Annotated in this window: 22 protein-coding genes; 2 read left to right on the top strand and 20 right to left on the bottom strand. The window is 56.0% G+C overall.

Annotation, left to right across the window (positions count from 1 at the left end):
• Positions 1-5: 5 nt before the first annotated feature.
• Positions 6-1,316, bottom strand: a complete 1,311-nt coding sequence (locus BFP70_RS07065) for an ATPase (RefSeq protein ID WP_066010656.1) — start codon at positions 1,314-1,316, stop codon at positions 6-8.
• Between the two features lie 141 nt (positions 1,317-1,457).
• Here BFP70_RS07065 and BFP70_RS07070 point away from each other — a divergent pair, with 141 nt between their 5' ends.
• Positions 1,458-3,188, top strand: a complete 1,731-nt coding sequence (locus BFP70_RS07070; RefSeq protein WP_066010657.1) for a hypothetical protein — start codon at positions 1,458-1,460, stop codon at positions 3,186-3,188.
• Positions 3,189-3,240: 52 nt separating this feature from the next.
• Here BFP70_RS07070 and BFP70_RS07075 read toward each other — a convergent pair whose 3' ends face one another.
• The 14 genes from BFP70_RS07075 to BFP70_RS07140 all read right to left on the bottom strand — a co-directional run bounded on the left by BFP70_RS07075 (position 3,241) and on the right by BFP70_RS07140 (position 15,303).
• On the bottom strand, positions 3,241-3,762 hold the full coding sequence (locus BFP70_RS07075; RefSeq protein ID WP_066010658.1) for a prepilin peptidase: 522 nt from the start codon (positions 3,760-3,762) through the stop codon (positions 3,241-3,243).
• Between the two features lie 4 nt (positions 3,763-3,766).
• A complete protein-coding gene (locus BFP70_RS07080) occupies positions 3,767-4,627 on the bottom strand; it encodes a lipopolysaccharide assembly protein LapB (RefSeq protein ID WP_066010659.1) in 861 nt (286 codons plus the stop codon).
• 23 nt (positions 4,628-4,650) lie between these two features.
• Entirely contained in the window at positions 4,651-5,217 is a 567-nt protein-coding gene (locus tag BFP70_RS07085; RefSeq protein WP_066010660.1) for a tetratricopeptide repeat protein, read from the bottom strand.
• Positions 5,218-5,234: 17 nt separating this feature from the next.
• Positions 5,235-6,236, bottom strand: coding sequence for a type II secretion system F family protein (locus BFP70_RS07090; RefSeq protein WP_066010661.1), 1,002 nt, complete (start codon positions 6,234-6,236; stop codon positions 5,235-5,237).
• 12 nt (positions 6,237-6,248) lie between these two features.
• Entirely contained in the window at positions 6,249-7,217 is a 969-nt protein-coding gene (locus BFP70_RS07095) for a type II secretion system F family protein (RefSeq protein WP_083217384.1), read from the bottom strand.
• An 11-nt stretch (positions 7,218-7,228) separates the two neighbouring features.
• Positions 7,229-8,695: a CpaF family protein gene (locus BFP70_RS07100; RefSeq protein WP_066010662.1), complete on the bottom strand. Its 1,467-nt coding sequence runs from the start codon at positions 8,693-8,695 to the stop codon at positions 7,229-7,231.
• Positions 8,696-8,723: 28 nt separating this feature from the next.
• A complete protein-coding gene (locus BFP70_RS07105) occupies positions 8,724-9,986 on the bottom strand; it encodes an AAA family ATPase (protein WP_066010663.1) in 1,263 nt (420 codons plus the stop codon).
• Positions 9,987-10,232: 246 nt separating this feature from the next.
• On the bottom strand, positions 10,233-10,886 hold the full coding sequence (locus tag BFP70_RS07110) for an OmpA family protein (protein WP_083217385.1): 654 nt from the start codon (positions 10,884-10,886) through the stop codon (positions 10,233-10,235).
• Between the two features lie 3 nt (positions 10,887-10,889).
• Positions 10,890-12,308 (bottom strand): type II and III secretion system protein family protein, encoded by a 1,419-nt coding sequence (locus tag BFP70_RS07115; protein WP_066010664.1) that lies wholly within the window; start codon positions 12,306-12,308, stop codon positions 10,890-10,892.
• 248 nt (positions 12,309-12,556) lie between these two features.
• Positions 12,557-13,426, bottom strand: a complete 870-nt coding sequence (gene cpaB / locus BFP70_RS07120) for a Flp pilus assembly protein CpaB (protein WP_066010665.1) — start codon at positions 13,424-13,426, stop codon at positions 12,557-12,559.
• Positions 13,427-13,555: 129 nt separating this feature from the next.
• A complete protein-coding gene (locus BFP70_RS07125; RefSeq protein ID WP_066010666.1) occupies positions 13,556-13,753 on the bottom strand; it encodes a hypothetical protein in 198 nt (65 codons plus the stop codon).
• Positions 13,754-14,009: 256 nt separating this feature from the next.
• Positions 14,010-14,210 carry a hypothetical protein gene (locus BFP70_RS07130; RefSeq protein ID WP_083217386.1) on the bottom strand — a complete coding sequence of 67 codons (201 nt, stop codon included), beginning with the start codon at positions 14,208-14,210 and terminating at the stop codon, positions 14,010-14,012.
• 362 nt (positions 14,211-14,572) lie between these two features.
• Positions 14,573-14,767, bottom strand: coding sequence for a hypothetical protein (locus tag BFP70_RS07135; RefSeq protein ID WP_066010943.1), 195 nt, complete (start codon positions 14,765-14,767; stop codon positions 14,573-14,575).
• 341 nt (positions 14,768-15,108) lie between these two features.
• Positions 15,109-15,303, bottom strand: coding sequence for a hypothetical protein (locus BFP70_RS07140; protein WP_066010944.1), 195 nt, complete (start codon positions 15,301-15,303; stop codon positions 15,109-15,111).
• A 372-nt stretch (positions 15,304-15,675) separates the two neighbouring features.
• Here BFP70_RS07140 and BFP70_RS07150 point away from each other — a divergent pair, with 372 nt between their 5' ends.
• Entirely contained in the window at positions 15,676-16,560 is an 885-nt protein-coding gene (locus BFP70_RS07150) for a lytic transglycosylase domain-containing protein (RefSeq protein ID WP_255356629.1), read from the top strand.
• Between the two features lie 62 nt (positions 16,561-16,622).
• On the opposite strand, the gene BFP70_RS07155 is transcribed toward BFP70_RS07150, so the two are convergent.
• From BFP70_RS07155 to tldD, 5 genes are all read right to left on the bottom strand, one after another.
• Positions 16,623-17,252, bottom strand: coding sequence for a 3-oxoacid CoA-transferase subunit B (locus BFP70_RS07155; RefSeq protein ID WP_066010668.1), 630 nt, complete (start codon positions 17,250-17,252; stop codon positions 16,623-16,625).
• A 1-nt stretch (position 17,253) separates the two neighbouring features.
• Positions 17,254-17,955: a CoA transferase subunit A gene (locus BFP70_RS07160; RefSeq protein WP_066010946.1), complete on the bottom strand. Its 702-nt coding sequence runs from the start codon at positions 17,953-17,955 to the stop codon at positions 17,254-17,256.
• A 154-nt stretch (positions 17,956-18,109) separates the two neighbouring features.
• Positions 18,110-20,875: a type I DNA topoisomerase gene (gene topA / locus BFP70_RS07165; protein ID WP_066010669.1), complete on the bottom strand. Its 2,766-nt coding sequence runs from the start codon at positions 20,873-20,875 to the stop codon at positions 18,110-18,112.
• 137 nt (positions 20,876-21,012) lie between these two features.
• The gene (gene dprA, locus BFP70_RS07170; protein ID WP_066010670.1) at positions 21,013-22,200 is read right to left on the bottom strand and encodes a DNA-processing protein DprA; all 1,188 of its coding nucleotides are present in this window, start codon (positions 22,198-22,200) and stop codon (positions 21,013-21,015) included.
• A gap of 200 nt (positions 22,201-22,400) precedes the next feature.
• Positions 22,401-23,822, bottom strand: coding sequence for a metalloprotease TldD (gene tldD, locus BFP70_RS07175; protein WP_066010671.1), 1,422 nt, complete (start codon positions 23,820-23,822; stop codon positions 22,401-22,403).
• Between the last annotated feature and the right edge of the window lie 128 nt (positions 23,823-23,950).

Raw genomic sequence — 23,950 nt, forward strand, 5'->3', positions numbered from 1 at the left:
TCAGGTCAGTGGATGATCGTCTCATCCTTGACGAACATATTGGCCCATGCGCGGTCGATCAGATCGGGCGACATTTGATAGGGAATCCCCTCAAAATCGCAGATTGCCATCATCTGATCGATCAAAAAGATCGGTTGATAATTGGCATAGACGTTGTCGATGGTCGGGTATTTCACCTTTAACAGATGGATCAACGCTTTCTCGTTCAGCGGCATCCCTTTTTTCTTTGCCACCAGCTGAAAGATTTTCAAAAAGTCCTTCTGATCAGGCCCGTCAATTTTGATCTTGAAGAAGATCCGGCGCAGGGCCGCTTTGTCGAAGATCTCATTCGGGTGGAAGTTGGTTGAAAAGATCACCAATGTATCAAAAGGAACTTCGAATTTCTCGCCCGATTGCAGCGCCAGAATATCGCGGCTTTCTTCCAAGGGAACAATCCAGCGGTTGACCAGCTTTTGCGGCGGATCGGCCTGACGGCCAAGGTCATCCACGATGAATACCCCGCCCGAGGATTTTAACTGCAGCGGTGCAGTATAGGTGCGCGCTGTGGCGTTGTATTTCAGGTCCAGCATATCCAGTGACAGCTCACCCCCGGTGATCACTGTGGGGCGGTCGCACAGAACATAGCGCGTGTCAAAACGGGTGCCGGTTTTGCGCAGGGCGGTGGGGTCTTCGGCCTCTGGCGTGGCGGCGGTATGCACGATCGGATCATAGACGGTGATAACCTGACCCGCATATTCGATTGCGCGCGGAATATAGATCCGGTCGCCAAGCGCATCGCGGATCCCGTTCGAGATTGAGGATTTCCCGTTTCCAGGCGGGCCATACATCAAGATAGAACGGCCGGATGAAACGGCCGGCCCCAGCTGATCAATCAAAGTTGGGGGCAAAATCAAATGGCCCATCGCCCCCGTCAGCTGCGTACGCGTCAGTTGCAGGTTGCGCACAGATTGCTTCTTGACCTGCTGTTGATACATGTCCAGTGGCACTGGCATCGCGCCATAATATTCCGATTGCGCCAGCGCATCCAGCGCGCGCGCCTTACCGGCATCTGCCAGCTGATAGCCCATTTCGCCGCCCGAATTGGCATGTAACGTCCCTGTTGCCTCTACCAGTTTTTGGCTTCGGCACAGGTCCACCAGCTCTTGCGTCAGGGTCTTTGGCAGACAGACCAAGGCCGATAAGGCGCTAATGGTGTCTTGGTTCGTGCGGAACATCGTTTTCAACAAAATGTCGCGCATCATGACCACAGAAATTCCGGTGTCCTGGAGGGTCTTGGGCGCGGCAGGGGCAATCACGGGATTGGCCATCATATTCATCTGAGCGGTTCCTTCGGGCCTCTTCATGTCCTTGCCGCGGCGTGGCCATATGCTGGGCGCAATTGTCGCTGATCAAGGTTTCAACTGGCACGATGCAGGCGTATTGTGGCCAAAAATTGGAAAAACAGCGGAGAGGCTGGGATGACAGGCAAGAATTTAGCGCGAAACCCTGTCGCGCTTGCCTTGGGGATGTTTCTGTTTGGCGGGCTTTTGGCGGTTTTGCCATTCCTCAAGGGCGGCTTGTATTTGGGCAAGCATGAAGGGGACACGCTGCACCTGATGGATGTCGTGCTGCGCATGGCACAGGCAGGGCAGATGCCGCATTTCGATTTCACCACGCCGATTGGCATTGGCGCGACATGGCCGATTGCCGTCTTCGTCGAGCATGGGCTGAGCTTTGGACTGGCTGTTTTTGCCGCGCAGGCCACCCTATTTGCCGTGCTATTTTTGCCGATCCTTTGGGTGGCGCGGACGCGGTTCCCAGGCGGCCTTGGGTGGGCGCTGGCATTTTATATCATTGTCCTATGTCTGGCTATCGTGTTTGGAAATGCCGAATCTGCGGTGTCTATTTCCATGCATTACAATCGCTGGGCCTGGGCTTTGGTTTATATTGCCGTTCCGTTGGCAATGATGCCATCGGCCGGGCGCCACAGTGCCGTGTTGGATGGTGTGGTGATCGGCGTGATGCTGGCGGGAATGGCGCTGATCAAAGTGACCTATTTCGTCGCGTTTCTTCCCGCGATTATCGTGGCGCTTGTGGCGCGGCGTGCATTTGCCACGCTGGGGATTGCACTGGCGGCCGGAGTATTAGTGGCAGCCATTTTGACCGCGCTGTTGGGGGTGGAATTCTGGCTGGCCTATATCCATGATCTACTGACGGTTGCAGGGTCGAAAACCCGCGCGGCACCCGGCGAAAGCCTTGTGGGTGTTTTGACGGCTCCGGCTTATCTGGGTGTGACCTTTTGTGTCCTGGCCGGGGTTGTATTGCTGCGCCAGGGCGAACGGATGACCGAAGGCATGGTGTTGCTGTTCTTGATGCCGGGCTTTGTCTATGTGACCTATCAAAACTATGGGAATGATCCGCAATGGCTGGTGTTGTTGGGCCTGCTGTTGCTGGTGCTGCGTCCTGCCGAAGGAACGCGCAACGGCTTTGGCTGGGATATGCGTCAGGCGGTGACGATCACAGCCGTAGCAGCGCTGGTCTTTGCCACGCCTTCGGTCATCAATATGGCCTGGAGCCCGTTTCGGCATTTCGCGGCGGTTGAGGCAAGTATGGCGCCATTTTTGACGCGCTATCGCGGCGGGGATCAAGATGTTTTCGTGGTGCCAAAGCGGGTTTATGAGGTGGTGCACGGCATCACAATCGACAGCAGTCGTGACGGTTACGATGATTTCTCAGCGCAGTTGGAACCGGTCGTAGCTGACGGGCTGACGGGGCAGGCGCTTGCCAGTGCAACCCAGGCCGCGCAAGACCGTTTGACCCCGGCGTTGTTGAATGGTGCGCCGCTGCCGAAATGTGAATTGGTGACCGGCTATAATGCATGGTTCGAATCCGCCGCGCAGCAATTGCAAGATCAAGGGTTTGGCACCGCGCGGATCTTTGTCGCCGATTTGTTCTCGGCGCTTTGGCTCTATGGGGATTTTCCACCGCTGAATGGCGCCGCACCTTGGTATTATTCCGGGCTGCCCGGGTTGGCACATGCAGAGTATGTTTTGGTGCCGATTTGTCCAACGGGCGAGGGGCGGCGCAAGCTGATCTTGCAAACATTGGAAGATCACAATGTTGCGCTGACAGAGGTGGCGCGCACATCGCTTTGGGTGCTGCTTCGCCCAGATCTGTCGCAGATGACGGCGAGGGCCACAGATCCATAGCGCACTAAAAAAGGGGCCGGATGGCCCCTTTTTACGATGCTTTGGGTCGCGATTACCAACCGTGTTGCAGATAGGCCTGATAGGTCAGATAGGCTTGATACAAGATCAATGTCATCGCAAATCCCAAACCCATTGGATAGGTTTTCTTACCCTTTTCGAAGGTCTTCCAATGGCCGAATTTACGCTGGACAGAGGGCAGCGCACGGCAGATTTTGATTTGCACCACCGTGGCAATCATCGCTGCTACCAGCAGGAAAATCAAAAAGCTGGCGTTGCTGGGCGAATAAAACAGCGCTGTGGCCGAGAAGAATTTCAGATCCCCCGCGCCGTAATCGCGGATCATCATATACAAAAGCATCACGACGAATACGACCACAAGGTTCACCCAGCGCCACAGATAGACATCAATTGGCAGCAGAAACGGCCCGGCGACAGCAAAGATTGCGATCAGTGTCAAAACCGCTTTGTTATAGATTTTCATATCGCGCAAATCGGTGAAAATCACCCAGATGCAGACCGGCAATGTTAGGATAAAAAAGATGAAAGTTGAGGTGGTGAAGGACAATCCCAGCATACCGTTACCCGTTTACTTTATTCGCATCGAGCGCGGCGAGGGCCCGCGCAGCCTCTTCAAAATGCTGCGGATGGGTGTCGACCGCATCTTGCAGCAGGGATTTTCCGATGGTCACATCGCCTTGTTTGATCGCAGATAGCGCGGCCGTATACAAAAGCTGTGCGCGCTCGGTTTGGGTCATGTCGATGACCGGCATATCATATTTTCGCTGTGCGGCACGCGCCAGAACCAGGTTGTTCTTCGTGGTGAATTTGGTGCTGTCATAGGTCAGGGCTTCTGCGAAAAGCTTTTCTGCTCCCTTGGCATCGCCCCGGGTCAGCTTGGAGAAACCCCAATTGTTCAAGACGCCACCGGGTTGGGTCGTCAAACCAATAGAGGTTTCGTAGAAACTATCAGCTTTTTTCCATTCCTTCCGGCTGTCAGCCACCATGGCCTCCAGCTTATATCGGTTGAAGCTTTCATAAGTTGGCGGGATCATAGAGAGCGTGTCTTTCGCCGCATCCCAATCATTCGCGCGGATCTGCGCATCGGCCAATGCCACACGGTCCGCGTCTTCTGCGGTGGGCATTTTCGTCACCGCGCGCCATGCGGTTACCGCTTCGGTGGCACGGCCTGCACGGACCAGCGATTTCGCCAAACCGCGCTTTAGGTCGATACGGTCAGGATTGTCGGCGGAGGAGCGTTGGAAATACGTCACGGCTTCGCGCGGGTCACCCACCGTCAGCATAATGTCGGACAGGTTGGTTTCGTCAATCGCGTTGACGCTTTTCATCGCGCGGGCCACTTCGGCATCGTCGTTGCCCATACAGCCAGACAGCGCGGCGGCACCACCCAGAAGGGCAGCACAGAAAATCGGGTGGCGCATTTGTGCGTCCTTTTGTTCGTGCCTCAGTGCTGGGTCAGCAACAGAAATTCGCCTTTGCCACGCCGAACCAGCTTGTATTCTTGCTTCTGCGGCTGATCATACGCGCGGTCTTGGGTTTTGGCGAGCGCGCTACGCAGGTTTTCCCGGATCGCGTCTGATTGGCCACTGTCCAATGCGTAAGCGGTTCGGAATACGCGTGCGGCCTCGGCTGTCTTGCCACGTTCCATCAAAACCACGCCCAGATTGTTCCACGCAGGCACGAAAGTCTGATCTGCTTCGGTGGCGCGGCGCAGAATTTGTTCAGCCTGTCCTAACCGTCCCAATTTCAAATTGGCCGACCCAATCGCTGACAGCGTGTCGACCGTGGCGCCTTGATCCACCATCGCGCGGTAATAGGCGCGCAAGGCCAGTTCATACTCCCCCGCGGCCATCAAGCGATGGCCGACCAAAAGCCCGTCGACGCTTTCGCCTTCGGCGGCACCGGGGGCATAGGGGCTGTCATTGGCTGCGGAAAAGCCGCCCGAAGAGCAGGCGGACAGACCAAGTGCCAAAACCGTCACCAGACAAACGCGTGTCAGGGGAGAGATCATATAAATTTTGCCCTGTGCTACATGCCGATGGATTTGAAGTTTTCCATCATACCATGCACAGAGGGTCCTACAAGGATGATCAAAAGCGGCGGCAGCGTGAACATCATTGTGCCCAGTGTCATCTTGGTTGGGATTTTATTTGCCGCTTCTTCGGCGCGCATGATCCGTTTGTCACGCATATCGGCGGAATACAGGCGCAGCGCATCCGCGATTGATGTGCCGAATTGCTGCGATTGGATCATGACGGTCACGAAACTTTGCACATCTGCCACCCCGGTGCGTTCACCGAAGTTGCGCAGAACCGTGGCGCGATCTTTACCGGCCTTGACCTCAAATGCGACCATAGAAAATTCTTCGGACATGGCCGGGTAAGACGCTTCCAGCTCGCGTGCGACGCGGATGATGCCCTGATCAAGGGATTGCCCCGCCTCCACACAGACCAACAGCATATCCAACGCATCCGGGAACCCGTCTTGAATTTCATTGGTCCGGGCTTCGATCCGCTTGGCGACATAGCGTTTGGGCGCGTAATAGCCAGCAAGACCGGGCAGCAGAATTGCCGCAATCATCAAGGTGCTGTCCAGCGGCACCTCATGGGAGGAGTTGTAGATCAGCGTATAGACCACGCCGACAAACAGCAGGCCAATCCCGCATGCGGCCTGAATCGCGTGGAATGTGCGCACGGCCGTGGGGCTGCGATAGCCCGCGCGGCCCAGCCATTGCTTGGATTCAGACATCTCTTCCTGGGTCTTTGGCTCAAGAAAATTGGCATATTTTTCAAGCTTATCCGACCCGCTTCCGTGGCGAAGCTCTTGCTTTTTCGCAGGGGGTTTCGTGGCGCCTGCGTTGGTGCGTCCCGGGCGGCTTGCATGTAGCTTATCAAGCGGATCGGCCCGTTTTTTTAACAAGACCGGCAAGGTGGCCAACACCAGAACAAGGCCCATGCCCGCCAGCGCAAGCAACGGCCCCATTGGTCCAAGTGTCTCTACAAGCATCTGATAAATGGAATTGTTTTGCATCATCAGCTTCCTTTAGACGCGAATATTGGTCATGATCTTCATAAAGATCACGTTGCAGGCCAGCAGGGCAAAGACGATGATAGCGGCGGGAATAAAGGCCGGGGTCTCTTTGACACCATCATAGTAATGCGGCGATACAAGCTGGATGATCAGCAAGATAACCAATGGAAAGCCGGACAGAAACATGCCCGACCATTTGGGTTCGGCGGTAATCGCGCGGACACGGCGGAACAAACGGAAACGCGCCCGCATCACCTTGCACAGCCCGTCCAGAATCTCGGCCAGGTTACCGCCAGAGGTTTGCTGAATGGACACGGCAACGGCCAAAAAGCGCAAATCTTGCATATCCATCCGCTCGGCCAGGTCGCGCAAACTGTCCGCGACGTTGCGGCCATAGGCGGCCTCATCCGCGATGATTCCAAATTCCGATCCCATCGGATCGGGAATTTCCTTGGCAACGGATTGAATGGCGGAGGAAAACGGATGCCCCACGCGCAGCGAGCGCACCATCAGCTCTACAGCGTCAGGTAGCTGCTCTTCAGCCAGATCCATACGTTTCTTGGCCTTGCCATTCACCCAGAAATACACCGCGCCCACGCCCATTCCGATGGCCATCACGATACGCAAAATGCCGCCGGCCTGCGTGCCGATCGTCAGCCCGATATAGGCAACAAAGGACAACAGGCCCATCACGCCGATCAGCGCCAACGGGGAGAAGGCGATATTGGCCTTTTGCGCCTTGCTAGACAGGATGGAGTATAATGGGATGCCGGTGGCCCCCATATGCTGCGTAGCCTCTTTGCGCAGCTGTTCCAGAACCTCGTCACGGCGACCGCCTTTGTCCAGCAAGTCAATGCGGCGGTTGACCTTGCGGTTCAACGAGATCGACTTGCCAAAAACCAACAGATAGATGCCTTCCACCAGCAGCAAAACCGCTACAAAAATTAAGCCGTAGATAATCGGGGTAGGGGAGATGATCATATCGGTATCCCTTAATCCTGAACCGGTTCGTAAATCGAAGCAGGCAGGTCATATCCCCACTGCTTGAAACGATCCGAGTAATGCGACCGCACACCCGTGGCGGTGAAGCGACCAATAATTTTATTGTCCGGGGTCAGGCCCAGCCGCTCATATCGGAAGATTTCCTGCATCGAGATGACATCGCCTTCCATACCAGTGATTTCCGTGATTGAGGTCATCCGTCGTGAGCCGTCCTGCAGACGCGACGCCTGTACGATCAGGTTCACAGCAGAAGAAATCTGTGAGCGAACCGCCTTGAGCGGCATGTCAATCCCGGCCATCGCAATCATGTTTTCTAACCGAGAGATGCCATCGCGTGCATTGTTCGCGTGGATTGTGGTCATCGACCCGTCATGGCCAGTGTTCATCGCCTGCAACATGTCGATGACCTCTTCGCCGCGGGTTTCGCCTACGATAATTCGGTCCGGTCGCATCCGCAGGGCGTTTTTCAGACAGTCACGGGGGGAAACGGCGCCCTTGCCCTCAACGTTGGGCGGGCGGCTTTCCATCCGGCCCACATGGATCTGCTGCAGCTGAAGTTCCGCAGTGTCTTCGATGGTCAAAATCCGCTCTGAATTGTCGATAAAAGACGATAGCGCGTTCAAGGTTGTGGTTTTACCTGAACCGGTCCCGCCCGACACAATCACATTCAGCCGCGTTGATACGGCAGCCTGCAGATAAGCGGCCATTTCTTCGGTGAAGGCACCGAAATTGACCAGATCATCAATGCCAAGCTTGTCTTTCTTAAATTTACGGATCGACACAAGCGAGCCGTCCACCGCAATTGGCGGAACCATCGCGTTGAAACGCGATCCATCTTGCAAGCGCGCATCGACATATGGGTTAGATTCGTCCACCCGCCGCCCCACAGCCGAGACGATCTTATCGATGATGCGCATCAGATGCGGTTCATCTTTGAAGGTCACATCCGACAGCTGCAATTTGCCCGAACGTTCGACAAAGATCTGCTTTGGTCCGTTGACCAAAATATCTGAGATCGTCTCGTCTTTCAGCAATGGCTCCAGCGGGCCAAGGCCCATGACCTCATCATAAAGTTCGGTATTCAGCGCCTGACGTTCGACCCCAGTGATCGACAAGGACAGCTCTTGCACCGCCTCTGCCGAGATGGCCGCAATTTCACGGCGCAGGTCAGTTTCGCTTGCGCTTTCCAACGCAGCAAGGTTCAGATCCTCCAAGAGCCGCTTGTGAAGCTCGGTCTTGACCTCGGCAATTTTTTCTTTGCGTTTACGTTCTTTGTCAGACGGGGCAGGGGTTGCCGATGTCGATGCAACATCTTGCTTACGTTGAATTTTTTTGACCGGAGGTGGCGTCATTTCTGGCGCATGTGCCGCCACCACGGGTGCCGCAGACGCGGCCTTCGCGGTTGCGATCGGGGCAACCTTTGGGGCATTGGCAGGCTTTTTGTAACGCGAGAACATGATAGCCTCTTAGGGTCAAACGAAAGGATCAGCGTGCCGCAGCGTCAGCCGCGACATGAACATCAAAGATGGATTGTGCAAGCTTTTGAAGCTCTTTGCGCAGCGGGCATTTCGCGGCGGATTCCGACAGTGGCAGCCCGTGGTCATTGGCCTGTGTGACCTGACGCCCGCCATCGGGCAGCAGCAGATCGATTGATATATCCAGGCTTTCAGCCAGCCGTTTGATCCGTGACTTTCCATTCAGATCGGTAAATTTCGGTGCACGGTTCAGACCAAAGCGCAGCTTTTCGACCGGCAAATCCTCTGCCTGAAGGGCGCGGATCATACGCAGCGCGTTTTGTGCGGTGCGCATGTCCAGCTCTAGCAGGGTGAAATAGACATCCGATTTCGACAGGACGGTTTCGGTCCATTGCACAACGGTGGACGGCATGTCGATAATCACAAAGTCGAAATTGGACCGCGCAACGGTCAGCAATCGTTCAATATCTTCCGGACCAATGATGTCCAACGGCAGCATATCTGGTGGCGCGGTCAGAATATGCAGCTTGTCATTGAATGTCAGAAGGGCCGCGCGGAAGCTTTCGGCGTCCATGTTGGCGGTATCGGTCAGAGTTTCAAATACGACTTCGCGGCGGGGTAGGTCCAGATAGGTCGCGACGGACCCATATTGGAAATCTAGATCAATCAGGCAGACACGCGGCGCAGGTTGCGGGTTCTTTTTCTGGCCGCCCATATTGGCCAGCTCCCATGCCAGATTGGTCGCGAATGTCGTGGCCCCCACGCCGCCGGACATGCCATGCACCGCCAGGATCGACCCGTTGGCCGATGTCGCAGAGCCAAAGCTGGGCGGGGCGATATGCGCCGAGATCTGTGCCGGGGCGTCGGATTGTCCAAGGCGGTCAATCGCCTCATGCAAAGCGCCCTCGGGCAGGGGATAGGGGACAAAATCATCCGCACCGATCCGCAGCAGTTGGTGCAAGGCGATTGGCGATACTTCTTCCGCGATCAAGATAACGCGCAGGCCCTTCTTTTTGGCGGCTGCGATGATTTTGGTGATCACATCAAGGTTGGTTTCATCATCTTGGTCTAGAGCGAGCGCGATAAATTCCAGCGCCTCACTATCGGGTTGGTCCAAAAAGGCAATTGCCTCATCAAAGCCAAGGTCACCCCAGCTTTCACCCAGTTCGGATTCCATGTCCTCGATCAGAAGATCAAAGTTAGAGACGTCACGCGACACCGTGCAGGCCACGATGGGCGCGGGTTCGGGTGTCATGATCGCAGCTGCACTCATTTGCCTCATTCCTTTCCTTCGGGGCGACCACGGGCGACAGAGCGAAATCATCTGTCGGGGGTTCCCATAGGCCCAGTGCCGACTCGTTCGTCGGATTTACTTGTTAGAAGTTAAAATCGTCTCGAATCTTGGCGAGATTGGGGCCAGACAAAATCAATTGTGGGATATCGGGCGACGATCGCAGCAAAAAGCGCGGCTTGTTTCCAAGCCGCGCTGTTGAATTAACGATAGTATGGTGAAAACCGGTTAGGGCGCAGATACCGCCGCAACAGTGGGCGCTGATGAAGCGCTTGTTACGTAATCGCGAAATACGACCATTGCGTATTTGCCGTTCATAACGGTGGGGTGATTTTTCACAAAGCCAGATACTTCGGTCACGGTGCGCCGGTTTTCCGCATTCGGCGCATTTACCGGCACCAAGGGTTGTGTTTCCCCGAAACTGACCACTGCTTCCAGGCGGGCGCGTGAAATGCCACGGCTACTTAGGTAGCCTACGACAGCGCGCGCACGTTTTAAGCCAAGCGCCTTGTTATACCCGCTGGATCCGACCAGATCGGTATGGCCGAAGACGCGGAAACGCACCTCTGGAAATTGTTTGATCCAATCCGCCTGCCGATCCAGAGCCGTGCGGGCCTGTGGAGTTAACGCGGCAGAGTTGAAGGCAAAGTTGACCGTATTGGGCACGTCCGCGGCAAATTTCTTGGTCAGGCTGATCGCATAGTCGCGCGCACCCGATTGGACCATGGTGTTTTGCATCGTGGCGTTGCCAAACCCGGTGCCAGACAGTTCAGACCCGGCTTCGGAATTGAATTCCATTCGGTCTTGATAGGTGCAAGCAGACAAAGCGATCAGACCGAGCGTGATCAAAGCCCCGCGCATGTTTTTCATATAAACCTGCATCGGTTACTCCATCACATAGCCATAGGAGCCGGAGAAGTCTTGCTTGGCAACTTCTGCAGCCGCGCCGGTTTTGGCGCCGGTTGTTCTTCCGAAAAGGAACAGGTCTGATTCTGAGGGCAGGCGCACACGATCGGTCGGCAGTGCCAAGGCCTCACCACGGGTCGGTGTGACCAGATGTGGTGTGACGATGATCACCAGCTCTGACTGGTTGCGTTCATATTCGGCCGAACGGAACAGGGCGCCCAGGATCGGGATGTCGCCCAACCACGGAACCTGACCGTTCAGATCGGTGAAATCGTCTTGCAGCAGCCCAGCAATCGCGAAGCTTTCACCGTCGCGCATCTCCACGGTGGTGCGGGTCTCGCGGCGTTTGAACGCGTTCACGGAAAAGCCCGAGGCGGTGACTGAAACAGATGTATCAATGCCCGAAACCGCCGCGGCGATTTCCAGATTGATGATGTCGCCATCCACCACACGAGGGGTGAAGGCCATTTCGACGCCGAATGGTTTGTATTGCACGGTGACGGAATTGTCTTCGACCACCGGGATCGGGTATTCGCCACCGGCGAGGAAGGTCGCCTCTTGTCCCGACAACGCTGTCAGGTTGGGTTCAGCCAAAGTGCGGACAACGCCTTTTTGTTCCAACGCTTCGAGCAAGACCGCAAATTCAAGATTGCCCGCAGTAAAGCCAAGGCCCAAGGCCCCTTGCGCAGAGTTTGAAACCGGGAATGTGCCGCCGTCAAACGCGTTCGACAGCGCATCGGTGCCGGTGAATGAACCGGTGCCTGCGGCGGTGCCAACCGCGCTATCGCCGCTGCCCGTGATACCACGAACGCCTAAAGAGGCCGAAAGATTTTTGGACACTGAGCGCTGCATTTCGGCAAAGCGCACTTTCAACATCACCTGCTGCGTGCCGCCGACCGACATCAAATTCGACACACGGTCCGGGGCATAGCGGTTGGCCAGTTCCAGCGCCCGGTCCAGCTTGGCTGCCGAAGATACAGTGCCCGACATTACGATGCCGTCATTGGCGGTGCGGACCTCAATTGTTTCGCCCGGTAAGATCTGCCGCAGACGTTCTTTGAATTCACCCAAATCGGGAGTGACCTGAACCTCCACATTGGTGATCAATTTCCCATCGACACCCAGGATCGTCATAGTTGTGCGCCCGGGCACCTTGCCCAGCACATAGATCGTGCGATCAGACAATGTCGTGATATCCGCGATACCGGGATTCGCGATGGATAGCTCTGCAAACGGCGTGTCGCTTTCAACGACCACCGCGCGGTTCATGGGAACGGAGAGTGGTGACGATGACGCCCCCGACATAATCCGCAATGTTTCAGCCGCTACAGGTGTAATCAGTGACAGGCATAACGCCAGTCCGACGATACCCGCCGCAATAATACGCTTCATTTTCATGGTGATCCTGCCTCTCCGACCACGCCTCTTTGATACGGATCTGATGCCCGTTTTGGGATCTTTTGCCCCATAATTGCTTTTACAATGACCGAGAGCTTTATTTTTTGCAACAAACAATGCCTTAGTTGAATAACTTCATGTGTGTTTTTAGCCACAAGGCGGGCTTATTTGAACTTTTAAATTTGGTCTTGAAATGACGACAGGGGCCGTTAAGCCCCTGTGTTTGCTTAGAACCGATGCGCAAAAGATTAATTTGTGCAGGGGATCGGCGTTTCAATCACGTCGCCGCCTTTGCGGGTGCGGATTGTGCAGACACGCGGGGCTTCCACCTTGACCTGCTCTGCGACTTCGATCCCAAGCAGTGCGTTCCGGTCGATTTCAATCTGCGGCATGTCGCCTTCGATCTCATCCCCTACCAGCGCCAAGGTCAGCTGTCCGGTCGATTGTGCCAGAGTCAAAGCCGCGACCTGCTGGGGGGTAACTTCGGCAGTGACGGTCCGCGCCAGCTGCGTCTCGGCGCTGCGATCTGCATCCGAATTCTGGTCAATTGCGATCAGCTTCAGGCTTGGCTGAATCAGCCGTGTGACAGAGCGTCCGTCGATCGTGCCCGACCAATAAACATCGACATGGTGCCCCGGCCGCAAGAAGCCAGAGACGCTGGAGATGGCGTTCACCTGAATGGTAAAGGCGCGCATCCCTGCGCCCAGGCTGGCCGAAATACCTGCATCCACACCTGGTTCGGTGATTTTGGACGACAGCAGCGGCTCGTAGACTTCCATGGAGCGCAATGCAGCGCGTGGCCTGGTTTCGCCATCCAAAAAGACGGCATAGGGGGCCTGCGGCGATCCCATCGGCGCGCTGATCAGGTGAAACACATGTTCGGGCACTTTGTCAGCCTGAACTTTGATCACTTCTAAATCGTTTTGGGTGAACCGTTGGCCGTATTTCATTGTTGTTTTTGAAACGACAACGTCGACCAGCTTTGGCGCGCTGTCTTTCATCTGTGCCAAGGCGTCACGCTGGGCCTGAATATTGGAAATTTCGCCTTGTGCCAGATAAACGGCTGCGCCGGCCAATGCGACACCCAGAACAAGAACAAGTGCAAAAATGGCGCGCATGGGAAGCTCCTTCCGAATAAGATCCTATGATCTTTGGAATTGATTGCGTGGCGGTTGTGTCGCCAACTCTTCACTAAAAATTAGGCGAAACCGTGACGGTGCGGCGGCGAAGCTGTGGTCAACGCGGTGTCAAAAGGTTGTTTTGACCTCTTGCGTTGAAATGAAATCCCGCACCTTTTCAGATGCATTGTTCGAAGGGCCCCATATGATGCCACCGACAATCATGCCCATTGCGACGATGGCGGCCGTCAGCGCGACCCAGTCGACAGTAACGGCGCCCGTTTCATCGGCATATATTTTCGCCGGCGCGAGGTGTGGGGCGAGCATAGTGGCGTATCCCTTCGTTTTTACATGGGCTTAAATAACGCAGGCTTATGGTTGAGGTTAGGGCGGTTTTGGGGCGCAAATACGGCAATTGCACTTTTCCGGGGCAGGGGCGCAATTTAACATTCAGGCAAGAACAAATATTCATTTTTAAAGATGTGGCCAGGCTTGGCGCGTTGGGTAAAAATCGAACAAGCCGCGCCCGGAGAGGCGCGGCTTGTGATGATCACGATGGCCAGATGGCGGCAGCTGTGATGGCTTATTCGCTGAAGGTCGTTTTGACTTCTGCGCTGCCAACATAGTTCGCGATTTTCGTGGTCAGGTCACCGGTGCTGGAACGGATGAAGCCAAGGGCCGCGGCGCTTAGGCCAACAACGGCTGCGGTCAGCACAACCCAATCTACGGTCACGGCGCCTTCTTCTTCGTCACGGACTTTGCGGATAATTTTAAACATATTCATAGGACTTGCTCCATTGGAATGCATTAACAGGAAACCGTAGCGTGGGGTGTCGGGGTCATCATCGCTTCGATCCCTTAATGTGTCACGGTCTGAGGGTAATTTGGCGTCAGATCGTGTCGCAAATTGGGCGGCATTCGTACGTTTGCGCGACGTGTTAAATTTTATTTAAGATTTATTGGGGTGCGTGAAAAATAGATTCTACCCGGTTGGGCTTATCATGGTGGATGTAACATCCAGCGTTTGCATATTGGTGCAGTTCATCGTGGGTGCACAATAGCAAAAGCCCGCACATGGCGGGCTTTTGTTATATTCCAATTTGGCGGGGTGGCGCGCCGATTGCGCTGTCAGCCCTACCAGATATCTTATTCGCTAAATGTCGTTTTGACTTCTGCGCTGCCGACATAGTTTGCAACTTTGGTGGTCAGATCGCCGGTGCTGGAGCGGATGAAGCCAAGCGCCGCTGCGCCCAGGCCAACGACCGCTGCGGTCAGCACGACCCAGTCTACGGTCACGGCGCCTTCTTCTTCGTCACGGACTTTGCGGATGACTTTGAACATGTTCATGGGATAACTCCACTGGCTTGGATACTGTTAACTTATGTCTGACGGCGCTTGGGTCTTGGGTCTTGGGTGCTGGTGCCCGTCTGGTGTGACTCTGTTATGGTGGGGAAACATGGCAAGAATGCGTCGAAATCGGTGGCATTACATGGCGTTTGCGCATTGGTGCGTTTTGCAAAAATCAGTGTGTTTTCTGCGTGCGAAATGCGCGTGGCTAAGTTGCACGATCGAACAATGGAAAAGGCCTGCTACGCGTAACGTAGCAGGCCTGATCTTGTCTGGGCGTCGGGTTGACATGCGATTGGCAATCACTCCTGCGGCCCAATGCGTCGCGGGAACGCTTATTCGCTGAAGGTCGTTTTGACTTCTGCGCTGCCGACATAGTTCGCGATTTTGGTGGTCAGATCGCCGGTGCTGGAGCGGATGAAGCCAAGCGCTGCTGCGCCCAGGCCAACGACAGCTGCGGTCAGCACGACCCAGTCTACGGTCACGGCGCCTTCTTCTTCGTCACGGACTTTGCGGATAACTTTGAACATTTGCATTGGATAACTCCATCGTTGAATTCGGTTGCAGGGACCGCGTCGATTGGGCGTTTAGCGGCCCTGCTGTGTTGCGGTCTGGGGGTTTTATTGCGGTCAATCGTGGCGCGATTAGGGCGGCATTTGTACGATTTCTTGGTCTCAATATTTTTTTAACCATTAACCATAATGCGACCCAGACAGAAGATTCGCAGGCATGGCCAAAGATGTAGCGTGGCATAAAGACCCAAACTGGGCCTAAGACGGGGCTATGCGGGCCAAAGATCTGGCTTTTGCCGCTGAAACGCCTGATACTTGGTCACAAGAGGGTCAAACCCCAAAGATTGAGGCAAGGCCGGGGGCGCTCGGCATATTGAGCGGAGTTTCACCATGCGGTATTTGGTGCGAATGGGCGCCGTTGGGCTGATATATGCGCTGTCAGGGGCGATGGGGCATGCGCAGGTTACGACGCCGACGGTCAATCGAACGCCGACGATAAACGCTTCGCCTACGGTGCAACATTATAAACCCAAAACGGTGAAACCTCCGGCACCGGGGCAAAAACGCTTCTTGACGATTCAGATTGATCCAGAGGAACAAAAACGTGCCTTGGCCGGGCAGGCGGCACAGCCCTTTGTGCCCCTTACCCCCGATACCCCAGGGGAGGCAGCCGATAAGCCCAAGCGCAAAGCGGCCTATGATTGGTACTGGACGAAAGTGTCGCCCGCGATTTCCGATCGCAGTGGGCGGTTTGAAAAGGCCCTGGCCGCGCTGTCGCAGGGCCCACAGGGCCGGGGCGTGCGCGGCCCGCGTTTGACCGATTTGCAAAAAATCGCCATGGCGCATGGGACTGATATATTGAAAGCAACGATCGGGACAGAGGTCTCTCCGGCGCTGGTTTTGGCAATGATTTCAACCGAATCGGCAGGGCGCCATGATGCGGTGTCGCATGCCGGGGCGGTCGGGTTGATGCAATTGATCCCAGCCACGGCTGAACGGTTCGATGTCACGGACAGCGCCAATCCGGCAGAAAATATTCGCGGCGGTGTGGCCTATTTGAATTGGCTGATGCAAGAATTTGACCGGGATCCTTTGATGGTAATCGCCGCCTATAACGCCGGAGAAAATGCAGTCAAACGCAACAATGGCGTGCCTGATTACACCGAAACCCGCGATTATGTTCCCAAGGTTTTGGCCGCATGGTCTGTTGCGCGCGGTCTGTGCCGCACGCCGCCGCAGCTTGTCACAGATGGCTGCGTTTTTGCTGGCGGTTAATGCCCAAGGGCAGCCACATGGGCTGCCCTTGGTGTTTGCACGGTCATAGCCATCAACCGATGTCAGTCAACAATGGTCGCTTCGGTGGCGTCTCGCATCTGGGCCTCTGTCACGCCGTCGGCCAGCTCCAGGATTTTAAGACCGCCCTCGACAACATCCAGCACGCCAAGGTTGGTGATAATGCGGTTGACCACACCCGTGCCGGTCAGCGGCAAAGTGCAGGCTTTCAGCACCTTAGAATCACCGTGTTTGTTGGTGTGGTCCATCACCACCACCACGCGGCCAACGCCGGCGACAAGATCCATTGCGCCGCCCATCCCTTTGACGAGCTTACCGGGGATCATCCAATTCGCCAAATCGCCGTTTTCGGCCACTTCCATGGCACCCAAAATCGCCGCTGCGATTTTGCCACCACGAATCATGCCAAAGCTTTGTGCCGAATCGAAATACACCGTGCTGGGCAATTCGGTAATCGTCTGCTTGCCGGCGTTGATAAGGTCGGGGTCTTCGTCCCCCTCATAGGGGAATGGGCCCATGCCCAACATGCCGTTTTCCGATTGCAGGGTGACATTCACGCCTTCGGGGATGAAATTCGGCACCAGGGTCGGAATTCCGATGCCTAGGTTCACATATGTGCCGTCTTCCAATTCCAATGCGGCCCGTGCCGCCATCTGATTGCGATCCCAGGGCATATCAGGCCTCCTTCGCGCGTGTGGTGACTTTTTCAATCCGCTTCTCATGCGCGCCCTGGATCAGGCGGTGCACATAGATGCCGGGCAGGTGGATGCTGTCGGGGTCCAATGTGCCGACGGGCACGATTTCCTCGACCTCCATCACACAGATCTTACCGCACATCGCAGCGGGTGGGTTAAAATTGCGCGCCGTTTTTCGGAAAATGGCATTGCCAGTCTCATCCGCTTTCCACGCCTTTACAATGGCCAGATCCGCAAAGATCCCTTCTTCCAGGATGTAGGTCTCGCCATTGAAATCTTTGTGCTCTTTGCCTTCGGCGATCTGTGTGCCGACGCCGGTCTTTGTGTAAAACCCGGGAATGCCGCACCCGCCAGAGCGCATCCGCTCTGCCAATGTGCCTTGCGGGTTGAATTCCAGTTCCAGCTCACCTGACAGATACTGGCGCATAAATTCAGCGTTTTCACCAACATAAGAGGACATCATCTTTTTGATCTGACGTGTCTCAAGCAATTTGCCAAGGCCGAACCCGTCAACACCGGCGTTATTGGAGGCCACTGTCAGGTCCTTGACCCCATCCGCCACGATCGCATCGATTAGCAATTCAGGAATGCCGCATAGGCCGAAGCCGCCAGCGGCAATCAGCATCCCGTCTGACAAAAGACCATCTAAGGCCTCCGCCGCCGAGCCGTATATTTTTTTCATGAAATCCTCCCTTTCCGCGCGCATGCTGCCAAGGTTGCGCGCCATGAGTCAATCGCTGCAATGCAGCGTAGCCTTAGGTGATAGGGAGTTGCAAGCCTTCGGCAGTGCAGGCCAAAGGCCCGGGCGGTAGAAATTAACCGCCCAGGCTTTGATCTTAGCTATCGTCTGCGACCCCATCATCGGATGCTGTGTCAGCCGCCGATGTTTTTGCTGCCGTGGTCTTTTTCGCTGCCGGTTTCTTGGCGGCGGGCTTCTTTGCTGGGGCTTTCTTGGCCGCAGGTTTTTTCGCCGCCGCCTTTTTCGCCGGTGCCTTTTTGGCAGGCGCTTTCTTCTTTGGGGATTTCGCCTGTTTTTCAGCGATCCATTCCAGGGCTTGCTCCATCGTTACCGCTTCAGGCTCTACGTCCTTGGGAATGGTCGCGTTGACTTTTTCCCATTTGACATAGGGACCATAGCGGCCCGGCATAACGTTGATCGGCCCGCCATCGGGGTGATCGCCGATTTCTTTGAGCGGTTTGGCAGCCGCGCCGCGTCCGCCGCGTGATGCAGCCTTTTGTGCCAGAACCTCAACCGCGTGGTTCATGCCGATGGTGAACACATCTTCGACCGAAGGCAGGTTTGCATAGACCTTATTGTGCTTCACATAGGGACCATAGCGCCCGATGGCTGCTTCGATCATCACACCGTCTTCAGGATGCGTGCCAACTTCGCGCGGCAGATGCAGCAGCATCAGCGCCTTTTCCAGATCCAGATCTTCGGGCGGCCATGTCTTTGGCAAAGACGCGCGTGGGGGTTTAGGAACCTCTTCGGTTGCCTCCCCTTTCTGCACATAGGGGCCAAAGCGCCCGACCCGCAGACTGATGGCCTGACCATCTTCTTCGCCCAAAATCTTGCCGTCTAGCGCCTGTGCGGCATCGTCCCCATCGGGGGCGGACAACGGGCGGGTATAGCGGCATTCAGGATAGTTGCCGCAGCCGATAAAGGCCCCGCCAGAGCGTGCAGTTTTCAGGTGCAGCGCGCCGTCACCACATACCGGGCAGACGCGTGGATTGCTGCCGTCGGGGCGGGGCGGATACAGATGTGGGCCAAGAACCTCGTCGATCTTGTCCAGAACTTCGGTAATCCGCAGTTCGGTCGTGCCGTCCAACGCCGCCGAGAAATCCTTCCAGAACCGCGCCAGAACATCTTTGTAATCGCGCTCCCCGGCAGAGATATCATCCAGCTGATCTTCAAGCCCGGCAGTGAAATCATATTCTACATAGCGGCTGAAATAATTTTCCAAAAAGGCCGTAACCAAACGGCCCTTATCTTCTGGGGCCAGACGGTTCTTGTCTTTCAGAACATAGCCGCGATCCTGAATCGTCGTTACAATCGACGCATAGGTCGATGGGCGGCCGATCCCCAGCTCTTCCATACGTTTGACCAGCGTCGCTTCGGTGTAGCGGGGCGGGGGCTGCGTATGGTGTTGGCCACCAAAGATGGCGCCGTCTTCGCTCATGACCGCGGCCGGGCAACGTTGAATGCCGGGGGCTTCGGCATCGACCAGCGTGTCATCGCCCTGCGCTTTGGCAAATGCCGCCTGATAGGCCTGCGCATGGGGTTTTAACGCGTCGCCTTGTGCGATCTGTGGCAGCCGGTTGCTGTCTTCGCCTTCGTCATCATCGCGGCCTTGGTCATAAATTTTCAAGAACCCGTCGAATGTCACGACCGATCCTGTCGCCCGCATCTCGATTTGTGTATCACCAGAGCCGATCAAAACCGTAGTGCGTTCAAACCGGGCAGCTTCCATCTGGCTAGCAAGCGTTCGCTTCCAGATCAGATCATACAGCTTGCGTTGGTCATCGGCCGTTACTTTCAACGCATCGGGGGACATATGCATATCCGTCGGGCGGATACATTCATGTGCTTCTTGTGCGTTTTTGGCCTTGTTCTTATACATCCGCGGCGATTTCGGGACATAGCTGTCGCCGAATTTCGCCTTGATCGCGTCGCGCGCCTGCATCACGGCTTCTGGCGCCATATCGATGCCATCAGTTCGCATATAAGTGATATGCCCGGCTTCATACAAACGCTGCGCGGCTGACATTGCGGCCTTGGCGCCCATGCCAAATTTGCGGCTGGCCTCTTGCTGCAGCGTCGATGTCATGAACGGCGGGTAGGGGTTGCGGGTCGCAGGTTTTGCCTCAACCGAGGTTACGCTTAATGCCCGGCTGGACACGGCCTGCACGGCCATCTCTGCATCGGTCGCAGAAGGCAGGTCGTATTTTTCAAGCTTCTTACCGCCCAGCATCGTCAACCGTGCTTCAAAGCTTTGGCCGGCAGGGGTTTCCAGCTGCGCGATGACGGACCAATATTCGCGCGCCTTAAAGGCCTCGATCTCCATCTCGCGTTGCACGATCAGGCGCAGACATACCGATTGCACGCGGCCTGCGGATTTTGCGCCCGGCAATTTGCGCCATAACACGGGAGACAGCTTAAACCCGACAAGGTAATCCAATGCGCGGCGTGCCAGATAGGCCTCGACCAGCGGCGCGTCTACTTCGCGCGGCTTTTTCATCGCATCCAGAATTGCGTTTTTGGTGATCGCATTGAACGTCACTCGGCTGACATGCTTGCCTTTAAGCTTCTTCTCAAGCGCCTGCTGCAAGTGCCATGAAATGGCTTCGCCTTCGCGATCAGGGTCAGTCGCCAAGATCAATGTGTCGTCGTCTTTCAACGCGTCGGTGATCGCTTTAATATGTTTTTTTGAATCCGCTGCGATTTCCCATTTCATGTCGAATTCATGCTCCGTATCGACGGAGCCATCCTTCGGAGGCAGATCGCGAACATGCCCAAAAGAGGCCAGAACGGTGTAGTCCGACCCCAAATATTTGTTGATTGTCTTGGCTTTGGCTGGTGATTCGACGACGACTACCGCCATGTGGACCTCATTCAATCAGGCTGTGGACTATGCGGGCGGAACATGTGGGAGTGATGGGGGGAATGTCAATGCGGACTATTGTGCGATTTTCAGGGGCTGTGGGTTTTGGCGAGGTTGGTGGGCCGTCGCAGCACCTGTTACACTGCTTTGCTGATCAGGCCACCGGGGTGCTGAATCACTGCGCCCGACAATTCCAGCAGCACGATTTCGCGTGAAAATTCGGTGGCAGAAATCTGCAAGTCGCGGATTACGCTGTCCTGTGTCACGGGGGAGGGGCCAAGCAGCCCCAAGATCTGCTCACGCAGTGCCAGTGATGGCGTGCTGGGGGGCTGTGTGCTGTGCTGGTGTGTGACATTGGGGGGCTTTGGCGGTGCCGGGCTGTGGGCGGTGGTGGATTGCGTTGGTGTCGGGCGCTGTTGCGATGGTGTTGGTGTGGCAGACAACGCGGCGATGACATCCTCCGCGTTACGGATCAACGCGGCGCCGTCGCGGATCAACATGTTCCCCCCTGCCGCACGCGCATCGAACGGGTGTCCTGGCACTGCCAAGACATCGCGTCCCTGATCCAGGGCGTCTCGCGCTGTCAGCAGGCTTCCAGAGCGATGCGCAGCCTCAACCACAATTGTCGCCTGTGACAGACCAGAGATGATGCGGTTGCGCTGCGGGAAGTGCCGCGCTTGGGGTTGTAATCCGGGCGGGTTTTCCGACAGCCGCAGCCCCTGCTGCGCGATCTCTTGGGCCAATGCATCATTTTCACGTGGATATATCACATCGATCCCGCAGGCCTGCACGGCGATGGTTCCTGTGTCCAGCGCCGCCTGATGTGCGGCCGTGTCAATCCCGCGCGCAAGGCCAGAGGTAATCACAAAGCCCTTTTGCCCCAAATCAGCGGCAAGGCTGCGCGCCATGCGTAGCCCAAGCGAGGATGCGTTGCGCGCGCCGATGATTGCTAAGGCAGGGCGGTGCAGTAAGGTGATATCGCCCAAGGCCCAAAGAACGGGCGGCGCATCGTCGATTTTTGCCAATGCCTGCGGATATTCGGGGGTGCCATAGCAGATCAGCTGTGCGCCGCTACCTTGTCCTGCGGTCAGCTCATCCAATGCCAGGTGTTCGGGGCAGGGCGCATAATCGGACACTTTGGCAGCACGCGCAATAGCGGGTAGCTCGGCCAAAGCGGCCTGAGCCGATCCGTGTTCTGCCATTAATCGATGAAAGGTTGTGGGGCCAACGCGCCGGGATCGAATAAGACGGAGTATCGACAGCCTGTCGTCTTCCGTGGTGGGTGGGGTGAAGGGGGTGGGGTTAGAAAACAAGCTCGTTTTCATCCGATCCTCCGCCTTATTCGCCTTCTCGTTGTGCGCCGTTAATCTTAACGAAAGGTTACCGGATGACGATTAGGAGTGGTTTTCTGAAAATTAGTCGACATTTTTCCGGGAATAAAAATCACTGCCTAAAAATAAGGACTTTGTATGAAAAAACGCCCGTGCCATCGGGCCGGGCGTCTTGAAATGCTGTGTCGCGGCGATCAGGCCGCAGAGCCGCCGACAGTCAGCCCGCCAATCATCAAGGTTGGTTGGCCAACGCCCACCGGCACCCATTGGCCCTGTTTGCCACAATTGCCGATACCCGGGTCTAATGCCAGATCATTGCCGATGGCCCGGATTTGTTTCATCGCCGTAGGCCCGTCGCCGATCAAGGTAGCGCCATTCACCGGCGCTCCAACCACACCGTTTTTTACCCGATAGGCTTCGGTGCAATTAAATACGAATTTCCCATTGGTGATATCGACCTGACCGCCACCAAAACCCACTGCATATAAGCCGTCCTTCAACCCGGCCAGGATCGCCGCCGGATCCTCGGTGCCTCCCATCATATAGGTATTGGTCATGCGTGGCATGGGGATATGTGCAAAGCTTTCGCGCCTGCCATTGCCCGTCGGCGTGACACCCATCAAACGGGCATTTTGCCGGTCTTGCATAAAGCCGACCAAGACCCCGTCATCAATCAGCACATTTTTGGCCGATGGCGTGCCTTCGTCATCGATAGAGATGGAGCCGCGGCGGTCCGGGATCGTGCCATCATCCAAAACGGTCACCCCTTTGGCCGCGACCTGTTGGCCCATCAACCCGGCAAAGGCCGAGGATTTTTTGCGGTTGAAATCGCCCTCCAACCCGTGGCCCACGGCCTCATGTAGCAATACGCCTGGCCAGCCCGGGCCCAACACCACATCCATTTGCCCCGCGGGCGCAGGTTCTGCCCGCAAATTGACCAGCGCAATGCGCAGGGCTTCGCGGATAACCGGCTTCCAGCTTTGCGGATCTATCAAGCCCGATAACCCGTATCGGCCGCCGCCACCCTGGCTTCCTGATTCGCGCCGACCGTTCTCTTCGACGATGACAGAGACGTTCAAACGGGCCATAGGACGAATGTCTGATACAAGCTCCCCTTCGGGGCGCAAAATGAACACTTCTTGCAGGCTGGCGGCCATAGATGCAGAGACCTGAACGACCCTTGGATCGAGGTCGCGGGCAAAGGCATCCATTTCGGCCAAAATTTCGATTTTGGTGCCAAAGCTTGCGTCGGCCATCGGGTTGTCATCGACATACAGCTTGTGGTTGGTGCCGGGGGGCGGGGGGGCGATGTGTCCGCCCCCATCCCCAACTGCCAGCCGCGCCGTTTGCGACGCACGTTTTAAGGCGCTTTCGGTCATTTCAGTCGAATGAGCGTAACCTGCAACCTCGCCTTTTACGGCGCGCAGACCAAAGCCCTCGGAAGCATCATAAGATGCGGTTTTGACGCGCCCATCATCGAAAACCAAAGCTTCGGACTGCCGGCGTTCCAAAAATAATTCGCCGTCATCGGCACCATCCGTCGCGGCGCGCAGAATTCTCAGCGCCGCGGCTTCGTCGATCTGATCCTCAAAAGGGGCAAAACGGTCGTGAGTCATCGGCGTTCCTTTACGATTTCTTGGGCAACAGTGGTCACTGTGACGCAATGACGCTTGTTTGCGAATTCCGAATGTGGTTTTTTCTGTAGCTACATACAACGGCCTGTGGTGAAGGGAAGCACCGCATT

Origin of the sequence: Thioclava sp. SK-1, assembly GCF_001705665.1 — a bacterium.
In the GTDB taxonomy this organism is placed as follows: Bacteria; Pseudomonadota; Alphaproteobacteria; order Rhodobacterales; family Rhodobacteraceae; genus Thioclava.